Source organism: Melioribacter sp. (assembly GCF_049325435.1).
Taxonomy (GTDB): domain Bacteria; phylum Bacteroidota; class Ignavibacteria; order Ignavibacteriales; family Melioribacteraceae; genus Melioribacter; species Melioribacter roseus.
This window is the reverse complement of the sequence record NZ_JBMOLD010000014.1, coordinates 78,577-100,037: the sequence shown is the minus strand read 5'-3', so window position 1 is coordinate 100,037 and position 21,461 is coordinate 78,577. Positions and strand designations below refer to the sequence as shown.

The window sequence follows — 21,461 nt, the reverse complement described above, 5'->3', positions numbered from 1 at the left end:
AAAATCAATGTTAAAGAGGATGCTTGTCTGCGGTATTTCTTCGGGAATTGTAATGGGAATAGCGCTTTTTGTCGGAGGAGCGATTGTCTCGAGAATTGTGTACGGACCGGAATTTGCGCAGCCGGGAAAATTCAAGCCGGAACAGCTCAATCCGTTTTATTTTATCTGGACCAAAATCGTAATCGGAATTTTCTTCGGGTTGCTTTTTGCCTTGGTTTATGAAAAACTGCCGTTGTCAAAGAGATTCACAACATCGCTGCACGGACTAATTTACGGAGCCGGCTTGTGGTTGATTATTTCGTTGTGGGATATTTCGCACCCGCTTGTATACGGTTCGGCATTCGGCAGAGACAGAATTTTCTGGTTGATATATACTTTTATCGGTTTTGTCGCTCTGGGATTTTCTTTCGGGTTTTATTACAAGAGGCAGGCTAAACCTGATTAACGCAATTTATCTCGAGAATTATTTTTTTCTTCTGGCGAGAAAATTTTTCCGCATACCTGGCAGAGCCATTCGGCGTCGCGCCGGTTGTATCTTTTCGGATCGAGTATCAATGTGACCGATGATTTGCACGAAGGACAACGGGGATTAAACAGTTCTTCATCTTTTTTTTCTTTATTATTATTCTCCACCGCTCGCCTCGTTCAGTTTTTCGGCGCGGTCTGCAATTTTTAGTTTTTCAATCAGCTCGTCGAGATCGCCTTCCATAATCGAATCGAGATTGTAAAGAGTCAATCCGATACGGTGGTCGGTAACCCGGTTTTGAGGGAAGTTATAAGTCCTTATTTTGTCGCTGCGATCGCCTTTTCGTACCATCAGTTTACGCTGGGCTGAAATTTCCGACATCTGTTCCTGCATTTTCATGTCGTACAAACGGGCTTTTAATACTTTCATTGCTTTCTGGCGGTTCTTAAGCTGGGAACGCTCGTCCTGGCATTGAACGACCAATCCGGTGGGAAGGTGAGTAATCCGGATGGCGGTTTCGACTTTATTAACGTTTTGACCGCCGGCGCCGCCGCTTCTGTAGACGTCGATACGCAGGTCGTTCGGGTCGATCTCGACGTCGACGTCCTCGACTTCCGGTAAAACCACCACCGAAGCAGCCGATGTATGGATTCTGCCGCTAGCCTCGGTTTCCGGAACGCGTTGAACGCGATGTACGCCGCTTTCGAATTTCATATCGCCGAAAACGTTTGTGCCCGAGAGCGAAAAAACAACCTCTTTTATGCCGCCCAATCCGGTGTCGCTGATATCGATCAATTCCTTTTGCCAGCCGCGTTTTTCGGCGTAACGCGAATACATCCGGTATAAATCGGCGGCAAACAATCCGGCTTCTTCGCCGCCGGTTCCGGCTCTTATTTCTACAATAACGTCTTTGTCGTCGTTCGGATCTTTCGGAATCAATAATACTTTTATCTTCTCTTCGAGCTCTTCAAGCTTCTTGCTTAAATCTTTCAATTCGACTTCTGCAAATTCTACCAATTCTTTGTCGGATGAAGTTTCTATTATCTCTTTGTTGCCGTTGATTTCTTTGAGCACTTTTTCGTATTCACTGAAAGCGGCTACGATTTCTTCCAATTCGCGGCGTTCTTTGCTGAGAGAAATAACCTTCTTCTGGTCCGATAATACGTCGGGGTCGGTAAGTTTAGTGTTGATTTCTTCGAACTTTTCACGTATCGATTTTAATTTATCGTATATTTCCATCGTTTCCTCGAAATTGGATTCCAAATATACAAAGTTTAATCTTTTTTTACTTCGGTTGATTTCTTTTTTCGTATCGGCAAAACGGCGATTTCTTTTCTCATTTTAATTGAATGGGGATACGGCTTAAGTCTTTTTAGAGATTCTTTTGCGGACTCGTCCATAAATTGAAGGGCTTCGTCGAGTTCCAGAAGCACGGGCATACGATTGTGGAACGGCTCGATAAATTCGTTCGGCGTCGTTGTGATTATCGAAACGGAAAGATTGTCCTCTTTGTCTCGATACATTATTCCCGGCACGAAAAAGTATTCTTCGTTATAAATATAAATTTTATGTTGAACTTTTCTGCCGTCGACTTCGATCCATTCGTAGAAACTTGTCATTGGAACGAGACAACGGTTATTGGTAAACAAATCGTTCCAGAATTTCTTTTCTTTGATTGTTTCGCTTCTCGAATTTACTATGTTCGGCTTGTCCTTGCCGAATTTGATTCCCCATTTGACGAGACTTATCTGGAGTTTGTTTCCTTCTTTATAGACGCAAAGAATTTTGTCGTTCGGACGGATATTGGTTTTCTTGAAAGATTCATCGAGTTCTTTAGCCTCGATGTTATATTTTTTTTCGAGCAGTTTTCTTATCAGAATAGCCGCTTCTATTTTTGTTTCGAAACCGTAGCACATTTGCCGCTCCTTCGAATGTTAATCCAAAAATAGTATTTTTTCATGCAGATAATCCACTCGGTATTTCTTCCGAAATGATTAACTTTGCGTTTCAAAAAAAATAGATTGCAATGCCTAGAAGAAAATTAAAAAAACTGCTCGAAGTAAGAACGTTTGAAAACGTCTTCGACGCCAAAGCGGAAAACGTAGAAGAAGAATTGCGCCGTTATTTAAATAATACGGAGAGAGTCGCTCTGGAACTCGGTTGCGGACAGGCGGATTATTCGATCAATCTTGCGCTGCTTCGCCCCGACAAATATTTTATCGGAATCGACCGGAAAGCCGCGCGCATCTGGAACGCGTCGAAAAACGCTGAGGCAAGCGGAGTCAAAAACGCAGCGTTCCTGATTTCATACATCGAGCGACTCGACGAAATATTCAAAACAATGAAAGCCGAAGAAATCTGGATTACGTTTCCCGACCCGTATCCGCGGCGGGGCAGTATGAAAAAACGGTTGACGCATCCGCGCTTTCTCGAAGTTTATAAAAAGATTACCGCTCCCGGCGCCATAATAAATTTGAAAACCGACGACGAAACTCTCTACGAATATACGCTTTCTGTAATAGAAGAAGAAAAATTGAAATTAATCAAAGCCGCGGGCGACCTCTACGCGGAAGAAAATTTGAGCGAAGAAGAGAAAATACGCACAAAGTACGAAAAGATGCACCTTGCCGAAGGCAAAAAGATAAAACTCGTGCGATTCAGCCTCGACTAAAAGTGATATTGAACCGTATCGTTTAATTCAAGGTTTTGGTGAATTTGTATATAAACTCCGCCGATAGTGGGATTCATGTTATTAAAGTATTGTTTGACCGGTTTTAAGTCTACGACGATCGTCTCGCTTAAATAAGCCTCGCACATATCGCCGTGAGAATCATGAAGCAGATAAAGATTTGCGTCGGGACGCGAAGAATAGGGAGGATAATACCAGACTGCTCTGAACTCGTGAGCCGAGCACCCGCCGCTGTAAGAAACCCGGATAAACAGTTTGTCGTTCGATAAATCAATTTTGTTAATTACGAACGGGTCTTTTTTAAACCGTTCGAGATCGCTTTCGTTTTCAATGCGAACGAGGAAAGGATTGTAGGTTATTTCTAATTCGGCAACGTAATCTTTTTTGTCGATCGATTCCGGAAAAACAGGATAGGGCGACAACGATTTGAGGCGTATCAGATAATCGCCGATATAATAGGAATCGCCGAAAGACTGAAACGTATTGAGCTCAGCGGTTTTGATGTCGGAGCCGAGCGCAACCTTAAGCCGCACTACGGCATTTCCCGCCCAAACGCACATTACGCCGAGCGGACATCTCGAATCCTCCGGCACGTCTTCAAACAGAATTTTCAGTTCGTTGTTTATGTAGGCGTAATTTTTCATTCCGAGCTCTATGCTTACCGTATCGGATTTCGATACATTGTATTCGACGGGCGCAATAATATCCGCTCCGTCCATACATGAAATTAAAATAATAATTATTCCGAACGATAATAATCTTTTCATTGCCCCCGCCATTTTAATGTGTTGTCTTTAGTCAATTTAGCGGTTCTTATTTTCAGATGCAATATTGCGCCGGCATCCAAATCTGAAGCGCTATCTAAACGAAATCCGGGAAATTTTACGGTATAAGTTGATCTTCTAAATCCGGAAGGATGTATTTTTTTGTTTATTATTCAATTAAAAAAAAGTAAATTCGATAATAGAGCATAGATGAGCGGGTGTGCCGTGCAGAAATCGAGAAAAATCGAAAATATCGAAACGAAATTGAAACAGCACGAGAAGAGAACCCGTCTTCTGCTTAAAACCCTCTGCGGTATTTCGTATCAGTTCGACATTGTCGAAAACCGGCTTGTTTATTTCGAGGGAGAATCGATAAAAATTACCGGCTATCCGGCGAGGGATTTTATATCGGGAAAAATCAAATGGAACGAACTTCTATGCCCGCAGGATAAGGAAATATTTACTGAGGAAGCGGAAAAGTTAAGAACCAGGAAAAAACATACAGCCGACCGTATCTACAGAATTAAACACAAAAACGGGTCTGTAAGATGGATAAGGGATATAGCCGAAATTACCGTTTTCGGTAACCATAAAGTGATAAACGGCGTTCTGTACGACGTTACCGAGCAAATAAAATTGAAAAATAATTTGGTTAAAGCGGAATTCAGCTACCGAAGCGCCATCGACAATTCCCCGAATATTATTTTTACTGTCGGAAAAAATCTCAGGTTTACGTATCTGAATTATGCGGCTCAAGCGGTATTCGGAAATACGGAAGAGACAAAATCGAAAAAGGCGACCGATTTTATTTTACCTCCGATTGTCATCGAAGGCAAAGAATACGGCAAAAGTTATATGAAAAAGATTGTGAGCGAGGTTTTTGAAGGCAGGACGTTTTCCGATATAGAGCTTAAATATAAAAGCGGCGTAAAAGGAGAAATAATAACGGTCACGAGAATCTATCCCGAATTTACACACGACCGGAAAACTTATGCATGTGTTTTTGCCAGTACGGATATTACCGACCGGAAAAAACAGGAAGAAAAACTCCGCGCAATCGAAAAATCGATAGAATTTTCGCACGACCCGATTTTCTGGGTAAATTCAAAAGGGAATATTATTTATGCAAACGAATCTGCATGCAGAAAACTCGGATATACAAAGGAAGAGCTCGAGTCGATGTCTGTTTTTGATATCAACCCTCATCTTAAACGAGAGCGGTGGGACGAGCACTGGAAAAGATCGATAAAAAGAAAATACTATACCTTTGAAACCCAGCATAAAAACCGAAACGGCGAAATAATTCCGGTTGAAATTTCGGTTACATCGTTTGAATACGAGGGGGAAACAATACATTCCGATTTTGCAAGAGATATAAGCGACAGGAAGAAATACGAAATCGAATTAATCAAAGCGAAGGAGAAAGCCGAACATTCCGAAAAATTGAAGTCGGCGTTTCTGGCGCAGATGTCGCACGAAATCCGCTCGCCGTTACACAGAATTCTCGGTTATGTTTCGATTCTGAAGGATTTTATTGCCGAGAACCTGCCTGAAAAAACAAACCAAACCGACGAATACTTTCACGGCGTTGAACTCGCCAGCAATCGCTTAATTCGCACCATCGATTCGATCCTGAATATGTCGGAGTTGCAAACCCGTTCATACGAGCCGGTCTTTAAAAAGTTCGACCTCTACGACAGGCTGATATTGCTTTACTACGAGTATCATAACTTTGCCAGAGTGAAGAATCTGGAATTCAAACTCGAAAGAAAGACAAAAGAGACGCAAATAACCGGCGACGATTACAGTATTGTGCAAATCTTTGCCAATCTGATTGACAATGCAATAAAATATACGGAAAAAGGGGGCGTAAAAATTGTGATCGGCAGGAATAAAAACCGGCGTCTCTTTGTGGAAGTTAGCGATACGGGCGTCGGAATTTCGGATGAATTTCGAGAAGAACTTTTCAAACCGTTTATGCAGGAAGAACACGGCTATACGAGAAAATACGAAGGGAGCGGTCTCGGGCTTGCTCTGGTGAAAAATTATTGCAGAATCAACAAAGCGGCAATTACGGTTAAGAGCGGTAAAAATAAAGGCTCTGTATTCCGGGTTACTTTTAAAGGCGGCGATTATTTGGTTGACCTCGATACTACTTAGCGTTCAGTACGCCACTCCAATAAACTGATTCTCCGCCTTCAACAGGAATCGATTTCCCTCCAAGAAAAGCAGGACTACTACGGTTACGGATTCGTTTTCCCAGCCTTTCGGACCCGCGCGCCCGATCTTTTCGAATTTATAAGGAGTTTCATTGGGATAGCTCTCGTCGGTAGTTAATCCGGCAAAAACTTCGCCGTTCCTGATTAAATAGTAAGCCTTAATGTCGATATTGAAATCAAAGTAGGAGGAATCGCTTGTAATGATTGTAAAGAGAGTTCCGAAACGGGGGCCTGTTTCCGGTATTGTCGGCATTTTGTCGTACCAAATGTCGGTGTTTAATACGAGACGTTTGTTTTTATAGACCAAAGTATCGGGCGCCGCCAAGAGAGCGGAAAGCGAAAATTCCGGCGGGTATTTCTCGCCTTCCTCGCATGCAAGCGCAACAATAAAAATGGTCAGGTATAATGAGATTGTTAGTTTTTTCATTTTGTTTGCGTCAGTTCTTCATAAGCCCGTTCGAGATTCATTCTTCTGGCGCCGTTCCAGCATTCTTTTATAAATCCGAAACCGGGGATTTCCTGAGCGTCGATTATTTCTTCTTTCGATTTGCCTTTTTGAATTTGACCGTCGACAAATTCGAGCAGAGCCGTAAGATAGTTTTTCATCCGTATCAGACTATCTTTGTTGCCGGTTACGTTCTCGTAGCTGTCGGCGTGTCCGAAAATGAAAACCGCATTGTCGTCGAAATGCGCTAACGACTTATCGATAAATTTAATCCAGTCGTGCAGATTGGCTCCGCCGGGGAAATCGATGTACGGATAAACATTGTTGAATACAATGTCGCCCATATGGACTATATTCGAGTTAACGAAGCGAACGGCAATGTCGCCTGCGGTATGAGCGGGATTAAAATGAATTGCATCGATTTTTTCTTTGCCCAAATCGACGCTCCATTCCTTTTCGAATACTATATCCGCATAAGACTGGGGAGCGTCGCCCTCGCCGTAGAATTTTTGCTGCATCTCCCTACATTTTTCGTGACCGACGATTTTATCGGTATATTCTTTCAGAAAATGATTTCCGCCGGTATGGTCTCTGTGGTGATGAGTATTAATCAGAAAATTGATGCGTCTGCCGGTCTTCTTTTTCAAGCCGTTATAAAAATTGCGGACGGAATCGTCCATTTGCGAGTCGATAACCGTAACGGCGTCGTCGTTTACATACCATGCAATTGTGCCGCCTTTTTCGGTATAGATTCCGATATTGTCGTTCAGATTTCTGAAGCCTGAAATTTCCTGCGCCGCTTTGGCAAAGAAGTTTTTGCCTTCCAGTAAAACGCCGCCCGTAATAAGAAGGGAAGTTTTCAAGAAATTTTTACGCGTTGTTTTCATGCCTGCCCCTTTAAATGGTTTCTTTCAAAACAGAATTCGCAAGCGTAAAGTTTAATAGAACGGATTTTCCCGTACCGCTTTAATTTTATTTTCTCAATAATCTTTAAGCTTCTCCAAATTTTTCGGTTCTCCAATTACAATCAACGTATATCCTTCCTCTATAACTGCGTCGCCTTTCGGATTGTAAACGAAAGCGCCTTTTTCATTGTCCTGAATGGAAACAACGATGGCGTTGAATTCCGTTCTTATCGGCAGTTCGGAGAGTTTTTTCTTGTGCATCTTTGAACCTTTTTTGACGACAAATTCTTCAATTTGAAGGTCGATATTTTTATTTGCCGAGACAATCTCGATGAAATCCGCGACGCCCGGTCGAAGCAGTAAAGACGCCATACGAACGCCGCCGAGTTCATAAGGATTTATTACTCTGTCGGCGCCGGCTTTTTTTAATTTCGGTACGGTTTCCTCTTCGATTGCCCGGGCAACTACAAAAATTTTCGGATTCAAATACTTTGCCGTTAAAGTTGTAAAAACATTTTCCGGGTCGGTCGGGAGAACGGCTACCAATCCTTTTGCTTTCTTAATGCCGACCCGTTCGAGGGTTTCGTCCTGCGAAGCGTCTCCCGTATCGTAAAGATAGCCGGCGGCGTCGAGTTTGGGATGATTTGCGCTGTTGTTTTCCACCACTACAAAATCGGCTCCGGCATGGAGCAGTTCCTCGCAAATGTGAGTTCCCATTCTGCCGTAACCGCAAACGATGTAATGATTTTCGAGTTTTCGGATTCTGTTTTCCATTCTTTTTCTCTTGAAGATTTTACTTTCGATTAGAATTTGAATTCCCACGCCCGCTACATAAAGAACTACGGCAAAACTCGAGGCTAAGAGCAAAATTGTGAAGAGCTCGCCGCCTTTCGACAATGGATGCACTTCTTTAAATCCAGTCGTGGTTATGGTAATTTTTACCATATAGAGAGAGTCGATAAAACTCCATCCCTCGATTACAATGTATCCTACGGTTCCGATACAAATAATTGTAAAAAGTAAAAAGAGCGCGCTTATAAGAGGTCGTGTGGAAGATTGCATCATTAATTTTCAAAATTTTTTTCGTTTGGATGAATAATTTCTCCGAGTATCGATTTTTTTGCCGCCAGCGCCAAAATTACAAATATTATTCCGAGCGTAATCATGATAGTGGTATATCCGATAATTACAATTTGAGTCGCGATGTCGATTTCTACCAAAGCCATTGCAGAGAAAAACAGAACAATTACAAATTTAGTAAGTCGCGAAATCATCGAATAATGGCGTATGTTCTCTTTCAATAAACTGTTGTAAACAGCGGTCGAAACCCTGCCGGCAATAATCCAACCGGCGCCGAATATTATGAAAGCGACGAATAATTTGGGAATAAAAATAACGCTTTGCTGAATCAGATTCGACAGCGCTGTTAATTTCATGGCGTCGAGAGCCGAATTGAGAAATATCAGAAACACAATGAAAAAAACGATGTTGCCGATAAAATTGAAAACGGCGTATCTGATGTCGGCCTTCGAAAGAGCGCGCCGCCATTGCATTCGAACAAACAATCTTTCGAATCTCAATACAATAAGCAGTTGAACGGTCAGTCTTTTGGCAAGCCATCCGATTAGCCAGCCGACAATTAAAAGTATCATTCCGCCGAGCAGATTCGGGAGATAACCGATAATTTGTTTGCCGAGGTCGAGAAAGGGACTGTCAATTCTTTCCATTTATAACTCCTGATTCTTTTGGCGATTTTAATAACAGTTTCCAGAAGGGTTCTCTTTCTTCGTATTCCTTTACCCACAGAACGGGGCAGGCGGCTTGTTCGGTAATATCCTGAGCCAGCGACTTGCCGAAGAGCAATTCGAGAAAGTCGCCCGTTTTGCCGCCCATCAAAATCAGATCGGCGTTTTTCGATTCGTCCACTATTCCTTTTAAGATATCCGTATTCCTTAAGATTTTAATTTCCGCATTAATCGAATTTTCTTTCAGCAGTTCCGATATTTTGTCTTCGCGTTTCTTTTGTTCGGAGGCCGGGGTTTCGGGTTCGTAAACCAGAAGGATTTTAATCTCCGCGTTAAAATATTCGCTCAAGGCAGGCGCAATTTCGGTGGCGAGCATTGCATGGGCGTCGATTGTAAAGGGAAGAAGAATTTTCTTTATTTTTTCTTTTTCGATATTGCCGTGCATCACTGCTACCTCGCCTGGAAATTTCTGTATTACGCTGTCGATAATCGACGAAAAAAATCGCTCGAAAAAGTCGGGATTTTTAGCTCTGCCCAGTATTATGAAATTGCATTCTTCCTCTTCTGCCGTACTGATTATTCCTTGTGAAATTCTGTGGGATACGTTCATAATTGAACGAGTGGGAACGCCTTCCTTCAAAGTTATTTCGGCGGCGCGGTCGAACAACGGTTTGGCGCGTTGAATGTCGGTCAGTTCCGATACGAGCGGATTGCCTTCGCGCACTTCGGTAACATGAAGCAGAAGAATCTGAGCGTTCGATTTTTTTGCAACTGCGCATGCGATGTGAGTTAAACTCGTTACATTGTTAATATTGGCTAACGGCAGTAAAATTCTGTATTCTTTTCTTTCGAGTCTTTCGAGCGAGCGGACTTTCCGAACGTGTTCCACTTCGCGATGCGCCGCATAAAATTTATACACGAAAAGTCCTACGGAAATCCAGACGGCGGTCACAATCCATGCGGTCGGACTGTACGCGAACATATAAAGCGCCAGGAAAAGAAGCGACAGTATCCCAAAAATCGAAAGATAGGGAAAAAGCGGAGTAAAGAATCCGCGGTCGAGGTCGGGTCTTTTTTTACGCAATCGTATCAAGGTTATGTTTACCTGAAGGAATAAAAGAAGGAACATTATATCGGCGGCGCTTGCCACGTCTTCAATCGGAAGCGATACCGCCATCAATACGACAATAAAAAGTGAAATCAAAATCGAAAGATGCGGCGTAAAATTTTTCTTGTGCACTTTCCCGAAGAATGTCGGAAAGTTTCTGTCCCTGCCCATTGCAAAAGCCACGCGCGAGGAAGAATAGATCGTGGCATTCAACGCCGACATTGTTGAAATTATACCGCCGATTAAAAGCATTATTCCGCCTCCGGTAAAAAACGATTTTGCAACTTCAACCAACGCTGTCTCTTTGTGCGAAGCCAGATAGTCCCACGGGGCGGTATTGTCCGGAGGAATGACGGATCCGAGCGCGGTAAACGCAATCAACAGATAGATCGGCACAACAATAGCAAGCGACAGAAAGACTGCGCGAGGTATGTTCCTTTTGGGATTCTTTATCTCTTCCGAGCATTGCGAAATTACCTCGAAGCCCTGAAACGCTATAAATGTCAACCCCATCGCTTTGAATATTCCGCCCCAGCCGTGCGGGAGAAAGTTCGAAAAAGTCGACTGCCAGTCCGGACGCTTAAAAACAAAATTGAGTCCGAAGCCAATAAAAACAAGGAGTATTACAATTTTGGCGATTGTTACCAGATTGCCTACTTTTCCGGTTTCGGACGCGCCTCTGAAATTGATATAAGCAAATAGAATTGCCGTTACTGCGGCGAGAATTTTCTGAGGGGACAAAAATCCCCAATGAGGCATTACGATATTAAATTCATGAATTACAAGTTCGAAATAGGCGCCGAAGCCGAGCGCATAGAGACTGCATGCAACCGCATGAGCAAACCAGCTCATCCATCCGGATATAAATCCGTTCCATTTCGGCAGTCCTTCTTTTACCCAGAGGTATCCTCCGCCTGCGTCGTGAAAACAGGAGCCGAGCTCGGCGTACGAAAAAGCCGTCAAGAGCGCCACCAATCCATTCAATGCAAATGCAATGATTAAAGCGGGCCCGGCGACCCCGGCTGCAATTCCCGTCAATACGAAGATGCCCGCGCCGATCATTGCCCCGACGCCGATTAACGTGGCGTCCATCAGTTTCATCTCCCGGCTGAGATGAACTTCGGTGTCGAATTTCTTCATGAAAGCATCTATTTATTAATAATTACTTTCGCAGGATACCGCCCTTAATCAACACGGGAAATTCTGCGCGGAAGGGAATATTTGTCGGGGGTTATTATAGCTATAAGGAATGAAAAGGTCAATGAGAATTTTTTAGATGCAGCATAAGGATACAGGAGATTTTACGGAGATTAAAATACTCGAGCCGTACATGCGAGCGTTGGGATGTATTAATTTTTTGCTTGCGCTAATTTTGTTATTGTTCCGGCGTTAAGTCGGTAATTAAGAATGAAAAAAATAATTAAAGTTGCTCTGCCTTCAAACTTATACAAAAATTCTCTCTGTCTTTTAGCTGAAGTTTTTCCTGAAGTTCGTCTCTCGTCATTTCATCTTTAATTATCAGTATCAAGTTTTTTACTTGCTTGGTGTCTTGACGGGCAACCAGTTCGTCAACTTGTACTTTTCGCCAGATTATCGATGTAAATGTTTCGTATTGAACAAATTCGGGCTCTTTAAACCTGCATTCCTGTCATGTCGGGTATGCCGGTTCCCATCCGTTCGATATACCTCGCGTATAGACGCTGAAGCGTATTTGAGAAACGGAAAGCGGATTATACTTTAAACGGGAATGACAGCCTGGTGTCACTTGGAGATTTCGAGTATGATAAGTTTCTTTCCTTTTTCGTTACGGCAGTTGGTCGGTTTGTATGCCAGCTCGAAGATGGTGTCTTTCTTAATATAAGCTTTATATTTTGTAGCGGCGATTTTAAGTTCTTCTGACAAATCTCCGCCTTTAAGCGAGACGAGATAAGCTTTTTCTTTAATAAGCGGTAGTGCATAACGAATTAATATTATCAGCGGCACGGTCGCCCTGCTTACGACCATGTCGAAACTCTCGGCGTATTTTTGAATGAACTCGTCGCTTTCAACGCGTGAATTTTCGGCAGTAAGATTGGTGAGTTTGAGTTTGTCGATGAACTCTTTGACTGCGTCGATTTTTTTTGCCGTGGAATCGACAAGTACGCCTTTGAGAAGCGGACGTGTAATTGCGAGGGGTATTCCGGGAAACCCTCCGCCTGTTCCGATGTCGATAAATCTGGTTACTTTTTTCGGTATGAATTCGGAAATAAAAGAGGAGATAAATACGTGATTCTCGATAATATTCTGCGTGTCTTTTCTTGAGATTAAATTTACTTTAGAATTTTTTTCAACGACCAACTCTGCAAAGCGCGCCAATCTTTCCAGCTGATATTCGTCCGGAACAATGTTGTTTTCCCAGTAGAAGGTCTTCAGTTCTTTCAGGTATTGTTCAAATAAATCCAAAAACACCTCAAAATTTAGCCCTTCAAATATACTAATAATACGGAAATATCCGAAGGGGAAACGCCCGAAATACGGGACGCCTGCCCGATTGAGCGGGGACGAACCCTGCTCAATTTTTCACGAGCTTCGGCAGAAACAGCCTTTAAATTATTGTAGTCAAAATTAGAAGGAATTAGCAAGTCTTCCATCTTTTCCATCTTTTCGATCAATTCAAACTGGCGTTGAATGTATCCTTCGTATTTGATCTCGATTTCCACCTGAAGAAGAGCTTTCGGATCGTTCAGGAGCTCTTTTATCAATTTATTTTCGCCGTGATTGACGGAAATCCGTTTCAACAATTCGTCAATTTTTACTTCCGGACGTTTCAAAACCTTGGCAATCTGTTCGGAATTGTTGAGCGGGGAAGAACCGATGCTTTCGAGTAGGGGATTGATTTCGTCGGGATGAATTTTTGTGTTATCAAGAAAGTCTTTCGATTTCGTAATTAAAATTTCCCGCCTTTTCAAATCGTTGTATAAATCTTCGGGTATAAGACCGAATTGAAAACCGTATTTCATTAGTCGTCTGTCGGCGTTGTCTTGACGGAGGACGAGTCTATGTTCCGCTCTCGAAGTAAACATCCTGTAGGGTTCGTCGGTCGATTTGTCCACCAAATCGTCGATCAACACTCCGATATAAGCCTCGCTTCTTTTGAGAAAAAATTCGGGTCTGCCCTGAATTTTCAATGCGGCATTAATACCGGCAACCAATCCCTGTGCGGCGGCTTCTTCGTATCCGGAAGTCCCGTTTATTTGTCCTGCAAAGTAGAGTCCTTCAATCAATTTTGTTTCGAGAGTCAAATCGACCTGATAGGGGGGAAAGAAGTCGTATTCGACTGCGTAGCCAGGGCGTACCATTTCGACTTCTTCAAGACCTTTTATTTTACGTAGAGCTTCGAGTTGAATTTCTTCGGGCAGCGAAGTCGAAAAACCGTTTATATAAATCAGGTCTGAATTTAAACCTTCGGGTTCCAGAAAAAGCTGATGGCGGTCTTTGTCCGAAAAGCGGTAAATTTTGTCTTCGATTGAAGGACAGTAACGGGGACCTCTGCCTTTGATAATTCCCGTAAAAAGGGGAGAGCGTTCGAAACCCTTTTCCAGAATTTTATGAACTTCGGTATCGGTGTAGGTTATGTAACAACTCATTTGAGGCTGATACGGAAATTCTTCGGGAGGGGTTCTTAAAGAAAAAGGTTGCGGGGGATTGTCGCCTGGCTGTTCCTGCAGAACATCCCAGTTTATCGAATCTTTTTTGAGTCGCGGAGGAGTGCCGGTTTTGAGTCGTCCCGCTTCGAAACCCATATTAACCAGAGATTCTGTCAATCCGACGGCGGGAGGTTCTCCGTATCTTCCGCCTTTGAATGCGTTAAGTCCCGTATACATCAATCCGTTCAAAAACGTGCCCGAGCAGACAATCAAAGCTTTACAGCCGTATTCAACGCCTTTTGCAGTTTTAACGCCTTTTATTTTTCTGTTTTCCTCGAAGGCTTCGATTACGGAATCTTCAATAATCTCTAGGTTGGGTGTCGATTGAACCACGCGTGAAGCTTCGGCAGAATAGAGTTCCCTGTCGTTCTGACTGCGTCCCGCCCAGACGGCAGGTCCTTTCGATTTATTCAATGTTCTGAACTGAATTCCTGTGCGGTCGGCGATTAAACCCATAACGCCGCCGAGGGAGTCGATTTCGTGTACGAGATGTCCTTTTGCGCTGCCTCCGATAGCCGGGTTGCACGACATTCGTCCGAATCCGTTTTTGTCCATTGTAATGACCGCTACGGAACAGCCCATTTTAGCGGCGGCTACGGCTCCTTCGATTCCGGCGTGTCCGCCGCCGACAACAATTAAATCATAACTCTTCATAAAGTTTCCTTTCTCTGAATTCGTTTCACGTGAAACTTATAAATTCCGGGATGGGATTTTGGGCTTCCTGGTTTCACGTGAAACCTCACTTCCCGATGCAAAATTTTGCAAATATATTATTGAGTATGTCGTCGGTTGTAACTTTTCCGATAATTTCTCCGAGCGAATTCTCGGCGTTTCTCAGATCGACCGCCACAAATTCGCCGGTCAATCCTTCTTTGATCGAATTTTTGGCTCCGATAAGATGTTCTTTTGCCTTATTTAATGCGTTGTAATGGCGCAAGTTTGTTACAACGGCGGATTTTTCCGTATAAGTTCCGCTTCCGAGAGCTTTTTCTTTCAATTTCCTGAAGAGTTCCTCGATTCCTTCTCCCGTTTTTGCAGAGATGCCAACGTCGAAACTTTTGTCGAGTCCGGGTTTTAAATCTATTTTATTCGCCACTTTTAAGATTCGTTCCTCTTTCTGGAGTTTGAGCAGTTCGTCGTAAATATCTCTGTCGAAACCGTGAGTCGAGTCGTTGAGAAAAAGGACAACGTCGGCGTCGCTGACTGCTTTGCGGCTCCTTTCGACTCCTTCTTTTTCGATGACATCTTCGGTAAGCCGTATGCCTGCCGTGTCGTATAATTTGAAAAGTATTCCTTCGATTGTAACTTCCTCCCGGATAATGTCGCGTGTGGTGCCCGGTATTTCGCTCACAATCGCCCGCGCCTCTTTCAATAAATAATTCAAGAGGGAGGATTTGCCGACGTTCGGTTTTCCCACGAGCGCTACGTTGACGCCGTCGCGGATTACTTTTCCGAATCGAAACGATTTGAGAAGTTCGTCGATTTCTTTTTCGATTTCCCCGATGTTCGAAATTATTTTTGCAAGAGGCAAAAGTTCTATGTCTTCCTCGGCAAAATCGAGTTCGAGTTCTATAAGAGAGGAAGTATTAATTAGCTTTTCTCTCAAAGTGTCGATTTTTTGGGATAGGAGTCCGTCAAGTTGATTGCGCGCTCCTCTGAGCGATGCCTCGGACCGGGAATTTATAACGTCGGCAACCGCTTCGGCTTGAGCCAAGTCGAGTCTGCCGTTTAAAAATGCGCGCTTTGTAAATTCACCCGGCTCGGCAATTCTGATTCCGCACTCGACGAGCAAACCGATAATCTTTTCGGCAATCAATTGACTGCCGTGTGTGCTAATTTCTACCGAGTCTTCGCCGGTGTATGAATTCGGCGATCGGAAGACCGACACCAATACGTCGTCAATCACTTCTCCGTTGGGATCGACGATCGTTCCGTAATGAATCGTATGCGTATTGCACTCGGAAATTTTTTTTCTGCCTCTGAAAATCAAATCGACTTTCGAAAAAGTATCCGGTCCGCTAACTCTTATTACGGTTATCGCTCCCACTCCCGGCGGGGTGGCAATTGCCGTAATTGTATCTTCGTTTGTTGATATTGTATGCGTCATCTTTTAAAAAAATAAATATTGCAAAATTATAATAATTATATCACTTTCGATAGTCTATTTTACATCCGGATGAAAAGAGGAATATAAGCCGGAATTATTTCTAATTAATATTATACTAATTAGTAATATTTTTTTGTTTTAGAAACTTTTTATTCTTATACTTTTTATAAGGGCAAAAAAATTAGGATGAAAAAATGGCATACAACTTTAACAAATTTACAATAAAGGCTCAGGAGACGATACAAAACTCGATTGAGATTGCCCAAAACTACAACAATCAGATAGTCGAGCCCGAACACATTCTTGCGGCAATATTGCAGGACGGTTCGGGAGTTGCCTCATCGATAATTCAGAAAGCGGGAGGCAGTATCGACAAACTGAAGATAAAGACAGCGGAATTGCTCGAAAGGCTGCCGAAAGTTACCGGCGCCGGTTTGGGCAATCAGCAGTTGTCGATGAATACCGCCAAAGTATTCGACCAGGCGGTTGAAGAAGCGAAAAGTTTGAAAGACGAATATGTGTCCAACGAACACATATTGATTGCGCTGAGCGAAGATAAAGGAGCGGTCGGAAAACTGCTCAATGAAAACGGAGTAAACAAAAATGTGATTCTTGCCGCATTGAAAGAGATACGCGGCAATCAGAGGGTTACTTCTCAAAATCCGGAAGACACTTATCAGGCTTTAAAGAAATACGGACGCGATTTGAACGAACTGGCGCGCACAAATAAACTCGACCCGGTTATCGGGAGGGACGAAGAGATTCGTCGCGTGTTGCAGGTGCTCTCGCGCAGAACGAAAAACAATCCGGTTTTAATTGGCGAGCCCGGCGTGGGTAAAACGGCAATAGCCGAAGGCATAGCGCATAGAATTGTTTCCGGAGACGTGCCGGAAACTCTCCGCTCGAAAAGAATTGTAGCTCTCGATATGGGCGCGCTCGTAGCCGGCGCTCAATACAGAGGACAGTTCGAAGAACGCCTGAAGGCTGTAGTAAAAGAAGTGCAGAATTCCAACGGGGAAATCATTCTCTTTATCGACGAGATACACCAGCTGGTAGGCGCCGGCAGAACCGAAGGCGCAATGGACGCGGCTAATATATTGAAACCGGCTCTGGCAAGAGGCGAACTGCATGCTATCGGCGCTACTACGCTCGACGAGTACAGAAAGTATATTGAAAAAGACGCCGCTCTCGAAAGACGATTCCAGCCCGTATTTGTCGCCGAACCGAGCGAGGAAGACGCTATTTCGATTCTAAGAGGGTTGAAAGAACGTTACGAAGTTCACCACGGCGTTCGCATAACCGACGGCGCTATTGTCGCGGCAGTTCAACTTTCCAACAGATATATTTCCGACAGGTTTTTGCCCGATAAGGCAATCGACCTGATCGACGAAGCGGCGTCGAAACTCCGCATCGAAATCGATTCGATGCCGGAAGAATTGGACGCTTTAGAAAGAAAAATTAAACAGCTCGAAATTGAACGCGAAGCTTTGAAACGCGAAAAAGACCCGGACTCGGCCTCGCGTCTCGAAGAGCTTCAAAAAGAATTGAATGAATTGATTGCAGAACGCGACAGGTTGAAGAGTCACTGGATTCTTGAAAAAGAAAAGATCCAAAAAATTCGCTCTATGAAGAGCGAAATTGAAAAAGCTAAAGCCGATGCAGAAAGATATGAACGCGAAGGCGACCTCGGAAAAGTAGCGGAAATCAGATACGGCGTTATTAACGAACTCGAAAGACAACTCAAAAAAGAGACCGAAGAGCTCGCCAAAATACAGAAAGAAATGAAAATGTTGAAAGAAGAGGTCGACGCCGAGGACGTTGCCGAAATTGTAGCCAAATGGACTGGCATTCCCGTCAGCAGAATGCTCGAAAGCGAACGCTCGAAACTGCTCCGACTCGAAGAAGAATTGCATAAACGCGTGGTCGGACAGGACGACGCAGTAGCCGCCGTTGCAAACGCAATCAGAAGGTCGAGAGCCGGATTGCAGGATCCCAATCGACCGATCGGATCGTTTATCTTTATCGGCACTACGGGCGTAGGTAAAACCGAACTTGCCCGAGCTCTGGCGGAATTCCTTTTCAACGACGAGCACGCCATGATACGTATCGACATGAGCGAATATATGGAGAAACATTCGGTTTCCCGACTTATCGGAGCTCCTCCGGGATATGTCGGCTACGAAGAAGGCGGTCAATTAACAGAAGCCGTCAGAAGAAGACCCTACTCGGTGGTTCTGCTCGACGAAATCGAAAAAGCTCATTCGGACGTATTCAATATACTGCTGCAGGTGCTCGACGACGGACGTTTGACAGACAACAAAGGCAGAACAGTCGATTTCAAGAATACGATTATAATAATGACCTCTAATCTCGGTTCGCATCTGATACAGGAAAAACTGAGCGAGATTAACGAGGAGAATTTCGAAAACATTATGGGCGAATTGCGGGTTTCTTTGACAGAATTGTTGCGCAAGGCGATACGTCCGGAATTCTTAAACCGTATAGACGAAGTGGTTCTTTTCAAGCCGTTGCTGAAATCCGAAATCAATCAGATTGTCGACATTCAATTGCAACGGGTAGGCAAAATGTTAGCCGAAAAAGGGTTGACTCTGGAAGTGGAAGAAGAAGCGAAAGATTTCCTCGTCAGTCACGGATACGACGTAACATACGGCGCGCGTCCGCTGAAACGCACTATTCAGAGATACCTTGTAAATCCGCTGGCAAGCGAATTGTTGATGAACAATTTCGAAAGCGGCGATACAATTGTGGTGAGATACGACGACCGGGGCCGACTCAGCTTTTCGAAGAAGTAAATTTACTTTAAAAAAGAGTCTAAGCATATCTTCGGGGATGCCGACTTAGTCGACATCCCCTTTTTTTCACACAGAATTTATAAAATCTTGTAAATAAGAGACAGAGAACTTATATTTGCAGTCATTATTTTGACTTAGTCTAAATTTAAATTATGATCAAATATAAATTACTCTTTCTTATTCTGGTATTCTGTTCTTATAGCGCTATTTACGCACAAAAAGGCTCAGCCGTAATTTTCGGAAAAATAACCGATGTAAACGGAGAGCCGTTGCCTGGTATCAATGTATTTATTAAAAACAGGGGAATCGGAGCGGCTACGAATTCCGAGGGCACCTACAAAATTTCAAATGTGCCTTCGGGAAAAAACATTATAAATGTCTCCGGAATAGGATTCCTTACTATCACTAAAGAAATTTTAATTTCAGAGGGAGACAGCCTGAATCTTAACTTCGAAATGACGGAAAAAGCGGTAGAACTCGGAAGCGTCCTGGTTGAAGGCAAGTCGGAAGCGCAGCTCTTGAGAGAAAGAGGATTTTCCGTTGCTGTTCTGGAAAGTAGAGAAAAAAAGAATTTGCCTGTAGACGGAAATCGCCTGCTAAGTTCGGCTCCGGGAATTCATTTGCGTGAAAGCGGTGGCTTGGGTTCCGGCTTTAATTTGAGTATGAACGGACTTTCTGGAAATCAAATCAGATATTTTATCGACGGCATACCTCTAGAGAATTTCGGTTCTGCTCTTACCTTGAATAATTTCCCGGTTAATCTGATCGAGAAGATAGAAATTTACAAAGGAGTTGTCCCTATATCTCTCGGCGCCGACGCGCTCGGAGGAGCCGTTAATATTGTTACCGGATACTGGAAAACTTCATATCTGGACGCCTCATATTCTCTCGGCTCTTTTAACACTCACCGATTTTCTTTAAACGGTCAGTATGCCGACAATACGAGGAAATATTTTCTCAAAGCTTCTATATTCTGGAATTATTCGGACAATGACTTCATTATGAAAAACGCTCCGGTTTACGATCTGGAACTCGGCAATTTTATTAAGAATATCGATATCAGGCGCTTCCACGACAGTTATAGTTCAATGATGATTAACGCCGAAACGGGCTTGTTCGAAAGAAAGTATGCCGATAAAATTTCGCTGAGAATAATACTTGCGGGCAATAATAAAGATTACCAGCACCCGGATAATAATATTTACAGAGTATTCGGTAGATTTCATACGACAAATCGAACTGCAATCGCCGGCGTCACTTATTCGAATCAATTTGATAACATGGAACTCAAAGCATATTCGGCGGCGGGAATAGTCAGCGAAAGCGTAGTTGATACGTCTCATTTCAAATTTAATTGGGCGGGCGAGTCGATTAAGCGCGATGAAAGCGATCCGAAAGGAGAGCTCTTCGAGCGTAAATCGTTATTTGAATTTTCCGATTTTATTATTTCCAATAATATCGGAACAATTTATAAATTTTCTCATTCCCATTCTCTTGGAATTAATATAGTCCAGAATTATGTCGTTAGAAAGGGAAAAGACAAAGTAGACGAATTCAATCGCTCGTTCGAATCTCCCAATTATATCAATAAGATTCTTTCGGGAGCTGATTACACATTCAAATATAACGACCGCTTTGAGTTCAATCTCTTTGCCAAGAGTTATCTCTACCGCGCAAAAATAATTACTATCGATTATGACGATACGGAAATAATAACGGAACCGGAGCTCTTCCGCTCGGGCTACGGTTTTGCCCTGTCATACAGCCCGTTGGAAAAGTTACTTATCAAGAATTCTTTTGAGAAAGCCTATAGAATACCGGAGAGTTACGAAATATTGGGCGACGGCATTTATGTTTTGCCTAATCCGAATTTAAGTCCCGAACGAAGCTATAATCTGAATCTTGGAATAGACTACCGATTCGAGTCGGGACTCTGGGAGGTTAAAGCCGGAGTAAATTATTTTTATCGTTTATCGAAAGATTTTATACGGTTTAATCCGTTGGGACCTTTCGGAGAATATGAAAATCTAAGGAACGTAAAAGCCGACGGTATAGAAGGAGCGTTTTCTTTCAGTTACGATGATTTCGTATCGTTAAACTCAAATATAACATATCAAAATTTGTTGGACGATACCGAATTCGACGAAGGCTTGCCGAATACTAACTATAAAAGCCGCATTCCGAACGTGCCGTATTTCTTTTTCAACAACTCGCTTGGAATAAGTTTGAACCGGAAATCATCTCCTCGAAAGATAAACCTCTATTATTCATTGCGTTATGTGCATCAATTTTTTCTGACCTGGGAAAATTTAGGCGATGCCAGAGGAAAAAATGTTATTCCTTCTCAGCTCATTCAGGATATTCATGTCGAATTCAGTATGAATGAAGGCAGGTACAATATTACATTCTCGATTGCCAATATCTTCGACAAGCTGGCGTACGATAATTTTATGATACAAAAACCCGGAAGGGCGTTCAACATAAAACTCAGATATTTTTATAAATAATGCGAGG

The 21,461-nt window shown here is 43.1% G+C and carries 18 protein-coding genes; 5 read left to right on the top strand and 13 right to left on the bottom strand.

Annotation, left to right across the window (positions count from 1 at the left end; genetic code table 11):
- The first annotated feature begins 7 nt into the window (after window positions 1-7).
- Window positions 8-445, top strand: a complete 438-nt coding sequence (locus ACOYVE_RS11555; RefSeq protein ID WP_014855695.1) for a hypothetical protein — start codon at window positions 8-10, stop codon at window positions 443-445.
- Here the strand turns inward: ACOYVE_RS11555 and ACOYVE_RS11550 are convergent.
- Genes ACOYVE_RS11550 through ACOYVE_RS11540 form a run of 3 tightly spaced genes read right to left on the bottom strand, consistent with a single transcriptional unit; the run spans window position 442 to window position 2,382 of the window.
- Window positions 442-633, bottom strand: a complete 192-nt coding sequence (locus tag ACOYVE_RS11550) for a phage terminase large subunit family protein (RefSeq protein ID WP_014855694.1) — start codon at window positions 631-633, stop codon at window positions 442-444. The genes ACOYVE_RS11555 and ACOYVE_RS11550 overlap by 4 nt on opposite strands.
- Window positions 623-1,705 carry a peptide chain release factor 1 gene (prfA, locus tag ACOYVE_RS11545; protein ID WP_422882068.1) on the bottom strand — a complete coding sequence of 361 codons (1,083 nt, stop codon included), beginning with the start codon at window positions 1,703-1,705 and terminating at the stop codon, window positions 623-625. The genes ACOYVE_RS11550 and prfA overlap by 11 nt, the downstream gene beginning before the upstream one ends.
- Window positions 1,706-1,740: 35 nt before the next feature.
- Window positions 1,741-2,382 (bottom strand): SOS response-associated peptidase, encoded by a 642-nt coding sequence (locus ACOYVE_RS11540; RefSeq protein ID WP_422882066.1) that lies wholly within the window; start codon window positions 2,380-2,382, stop codon window positions 1,741-1,743.
- Window positions 2,383-2,492: 110 nt separating this feature from the next.
- Between ACOYVE_RS11540 and trmB the strand changes: the two genes are divergently transcribed.
- Window positions 2,493-3,137, top strand: coding sequence for a tRNA (guanosine(46)-N7)-methyltransferase TrmB (gene trmB, locus ACOYVE_RS11535; RefSeq protein WP_422882064.1), 645 nt, complete (start codon window positions 2,493-2,495; stop codon window positions 3,135-3,137).
- On the opposite strand, the gene ACOYVE_RS11530 is transcribed toward trmB, so the two are convergent.
- Entirely contained in the window at window positions 3,134-3,922 is a 789-nt protein-coding gene (locus tag ACOYVE_RS11530) for a hypothetical protein (protein WP_422882063.1), read from the bottom strand. The genes trmB and ACOYVE_RS11530 overlap by 4 nt on opposite strands.
- 207 nt (window positions 3,923-4,129) lie before the next feature.
- Between ACOYVE_RS11530 and ACOYVE_RS11525 the strand changes: the two genes are divergently transcribed.
- Complete coding sequence (locus ACOYVE_RS11525; RefSeq protein ID WP_422882061.1) at window positions 4,130-6,079, top strand: PAS domain S-box protein; 1,950 nt, start codon at window positions 4,130-4,132, stop codon at window positions 6,077-6,079.
- Between the two features lie 3 nt (window positions 6,080-6,082).
- Here the strand turns inward: ACOYVE_RS11525 and ACOYVE_RS11520 are convergent, their stop codons facing one another.
- From ACOYVE_RS11520 to mnmE, 9 genes are all read right to left on the bottom strand, one after another.
- Entirely contained in the window at window positions 6,083-6,565 is a 483-nt protein-coding gene (locus ACOYVE_RS11520) for a hypothetical protein (RefSeq protein ID WP_422882059.1), read from the bottom strand.
- Window positions 6,562-7,470, bottom strand: a complete 909-nt coding sequence (locus ACOYVE_RS11515; protein WP_422882057.1) for an MBL fold metallo-hydrolase — start codon at window positions 7,468-7,470, stop codon at window positions 6,562-6,564. The genes ACOYVE_RS11520 and ACOYVE_RS11515 overlap by 4 nt, the downstream gene beginning before the upstream one ends.
- 93 nt (window positions 7,471-7,563) lie before the next feature.
- Complete coding sequence (locus tag ACOYVE_RS11510; RefSeq protein WP_422882055.1) at window positions 7,564-8,553, bottom strand: potassium channel family protein; 990 nt, start codon at window positions 8,551-8,553, stop codon at window positions 7,564-7,566.
- Window positions 8,553-9,215 carry a mechanosensitive ion channel family protein gene (locus ACOYVE_RS11505; protein ID WP_422882053.1) on the bottom strand — a complete coding sequence of 221 codons (663 nt, stop codon included), beginning with the start codon at window positions 9,213-9,215 and terminating at the stop codon, window positions 8,553-8,555. Before ACOYVE_RS11505 ends, ACOYVE_RS11510 begins: the two co-directional genes overlap by 1 nt.
- Entirely contained in the window at window positions 9,202-11,481 is a 2,280-nt protein-coding gene (locus ACOYVE_RS11500) for an amino acid permease (protein WP_422882051.1), read from the bottom strand. Before ACOYVE_RS11500 ends, ACOYVE_RS11505 begins: the two co-directional genes overlap by 14 nt.
- A gap of 280 nt (window positions 11,482-11,761) precedes the next feature.
- The gene (locus tag ACOYVE_RS11495; protein WP_422882049.1) at window positions 11,762-11,869 is read right to left on the bottom strand and encodes a hypothetical protein; all 108 of its coding nucleotides are present in this window, start codon (window positions 11,867-11,869) and stop codon (window positions 11,762-11,764) included.
- A gap of 233 nt (window positions 11,870-12,102) precedes the next feature.
- Complete coding sequence (gene rsmG, locus ACOYVE_RS11490) at window positions 12,103-12,789, bottom strand: 16S rRNA (guanine(527)-N(7))-methyltransferase RsmG (protein WP_157867305.1); 687 nt, start codon at window positions 12,787-12,789, stop codon at window positions 12,103-12,105.
- 8 nt (window positions 12,790-12,797) lie between these two features.
- Entirely contained in the window at window positions 12,798-14,681 is a 1,884-nt protein-coding gene (gene mnmG, locus ACOYVE_RS11485) for a tRNA uridine-5-carboxymethylaminomethyl(34) synthesis enzyme MnmG (protein WP_422882047.1), read from the bottom strand.
- Between the two features lie 85 nt (window positions 14,682-14,766).
- Window positions 14,767-16,134 (bottom strand): tRNA uridine-5-carboxymethylaminomethyl(34) synthesis GTPase MnmE, encoded by a 1,368-nt coding sequence (gene mnmE / locus ACOYVE_RS11480; protein ID WP_422882045.1) that lies wholly within the window; start codon window positions 16,132-16,134, stop codon window positions 14,767-14,769.
- A 194-nt stretch (window positions 16,135-16,328) separates the two neighbouring features.
- On the opposite strand from mnmE, the gene clpB reads away from it, so the two are divergent.
- Window positions 16,329-18,947, top strand: a complete 2,619-nt coding sequence (gene clpB / locus ACOYVE_RS11475) for an ATP-dependent chaperone ClpB (RefSeq protein ID WP_422882043.1) — start codon at window positions 16,329-16,331, stop codon at window positions 18,945-18,947.
- Between the two features lie 152 nt (window positions 18,948-19,099).
- Window positions 19,100-21,454 carry a TonB-dependent receptor gene (locus ACOYVE_RS11470; RefSeq protein ID WP_422882041.1) on the top strand — a complete coding sequence of 785 codons (2,355 nt, stop codon included), beginning with the start codon at window positions 19,100-19,102 and terminating at the stop codon, window positions 21,452-21,454.
- The last annotated feature ends 7 nt before the right edge of the window (window positions 21,455-21,461 follow it).

Coding starts and splice junctions, on each gene's coding strand:
- ACOYVE_RS11555 (WP_014855695.1), top strand. CDS start 8: ATGTTAAAGAGGATGCTTGTCTGCGGTATTTCTTCGGGAATTGTAATG.
- prfA (WP_422882068.1), bottom strand. CDS start 1,705: ATGGAAATATACGATAAATTAAAATCGATACGTGAAAAGTTCGAAGAA.
- ACOYVE_RS11540 (WP_422882066.1), bottom strand. CDS start 2,382: ATGTGCTACGGTTTCGAAACAAAAATAGAAGCGGCTATTCTGATAAGA.
- trmB (WP_422882064.1), top strand. CDS start 2,493: ATGCCTAGAAGAAAATTAAAAAAACTGCTCGAAGTAAGAACGTTTGAA.
- ACOYVE_RS11530 (WP_422882063.1), bottom strand. CDS start 3,922: ATGAAAAGATTATTATCGTTCGGAATAATTATTATTTTAATTTCATGT.
- ACOYVE_RS11525 (WP_422882061.1), top strand. CDS start 4,130: ATGAGCGGGTGTGCCGTGCAGAAATCGAGAAAAATCGAAAATATCGAA.
- ACOYVE_RS11520 (WP_422882059.1), bottom strand. CDS start 6,565: ATGAAAAAACTAACAATCTCATTATACCTGACCATTTTTATTGTTGCG.
- ACOYVE_RS11515 (WP_422882057.1), bottom strand. CDS start 7,470: ATGAAAACAACGCGTAAAAATTTCTTGAAAACTTCCCTTCTTATTACG.
- ACOYVE_RS11510 (WP_422882055.1), bottom strand. CDS start 8,553: ATGATGCAATCTTCCACACGACCTCTTATAAGCGCGCTCTTTTTACTT.
- ACOYVE_RS11505 (WP_422882053.1), bottom strand. CDS start 9,215: ATGGAAAGAATTGACAGTCCCTTTCTCGACCTCGGCAAACAAATTATC.
- ACOYVE_RS11500 (WP_422882051.1), bottom strand. CDS start 11,481: ATGAAGAAATTCGACACCGAAGTTCATCTCAGCCGGGAGATGAAACTG.
- mnmG (WP_422882047.1), bottom strand. CDS start 14,681: ATGAAGAGTTATGATTTAATTGTTGTCGGCGGCGGACACGCCGGAATC.
- mnmE (WP_422882045.1), bottom strand. CDS start 16,134: ATGACGCATACAATATCAACAAACGAAGATACAATTACGGCAATTGCC.
- clpB (WP_422882043.1), top strand. CDS start 16,329: ATGGCATACAACTTTAACAAATTTACAATAAAGGCTCAGGAGACGATA.
- ACOYVE_RS11470 (WP_422882041.1), top strand. CDS start 19,100: ATGATCAAATATAAATTACTCTTTCTTATTCTGGTATTCTGTTCTTAT.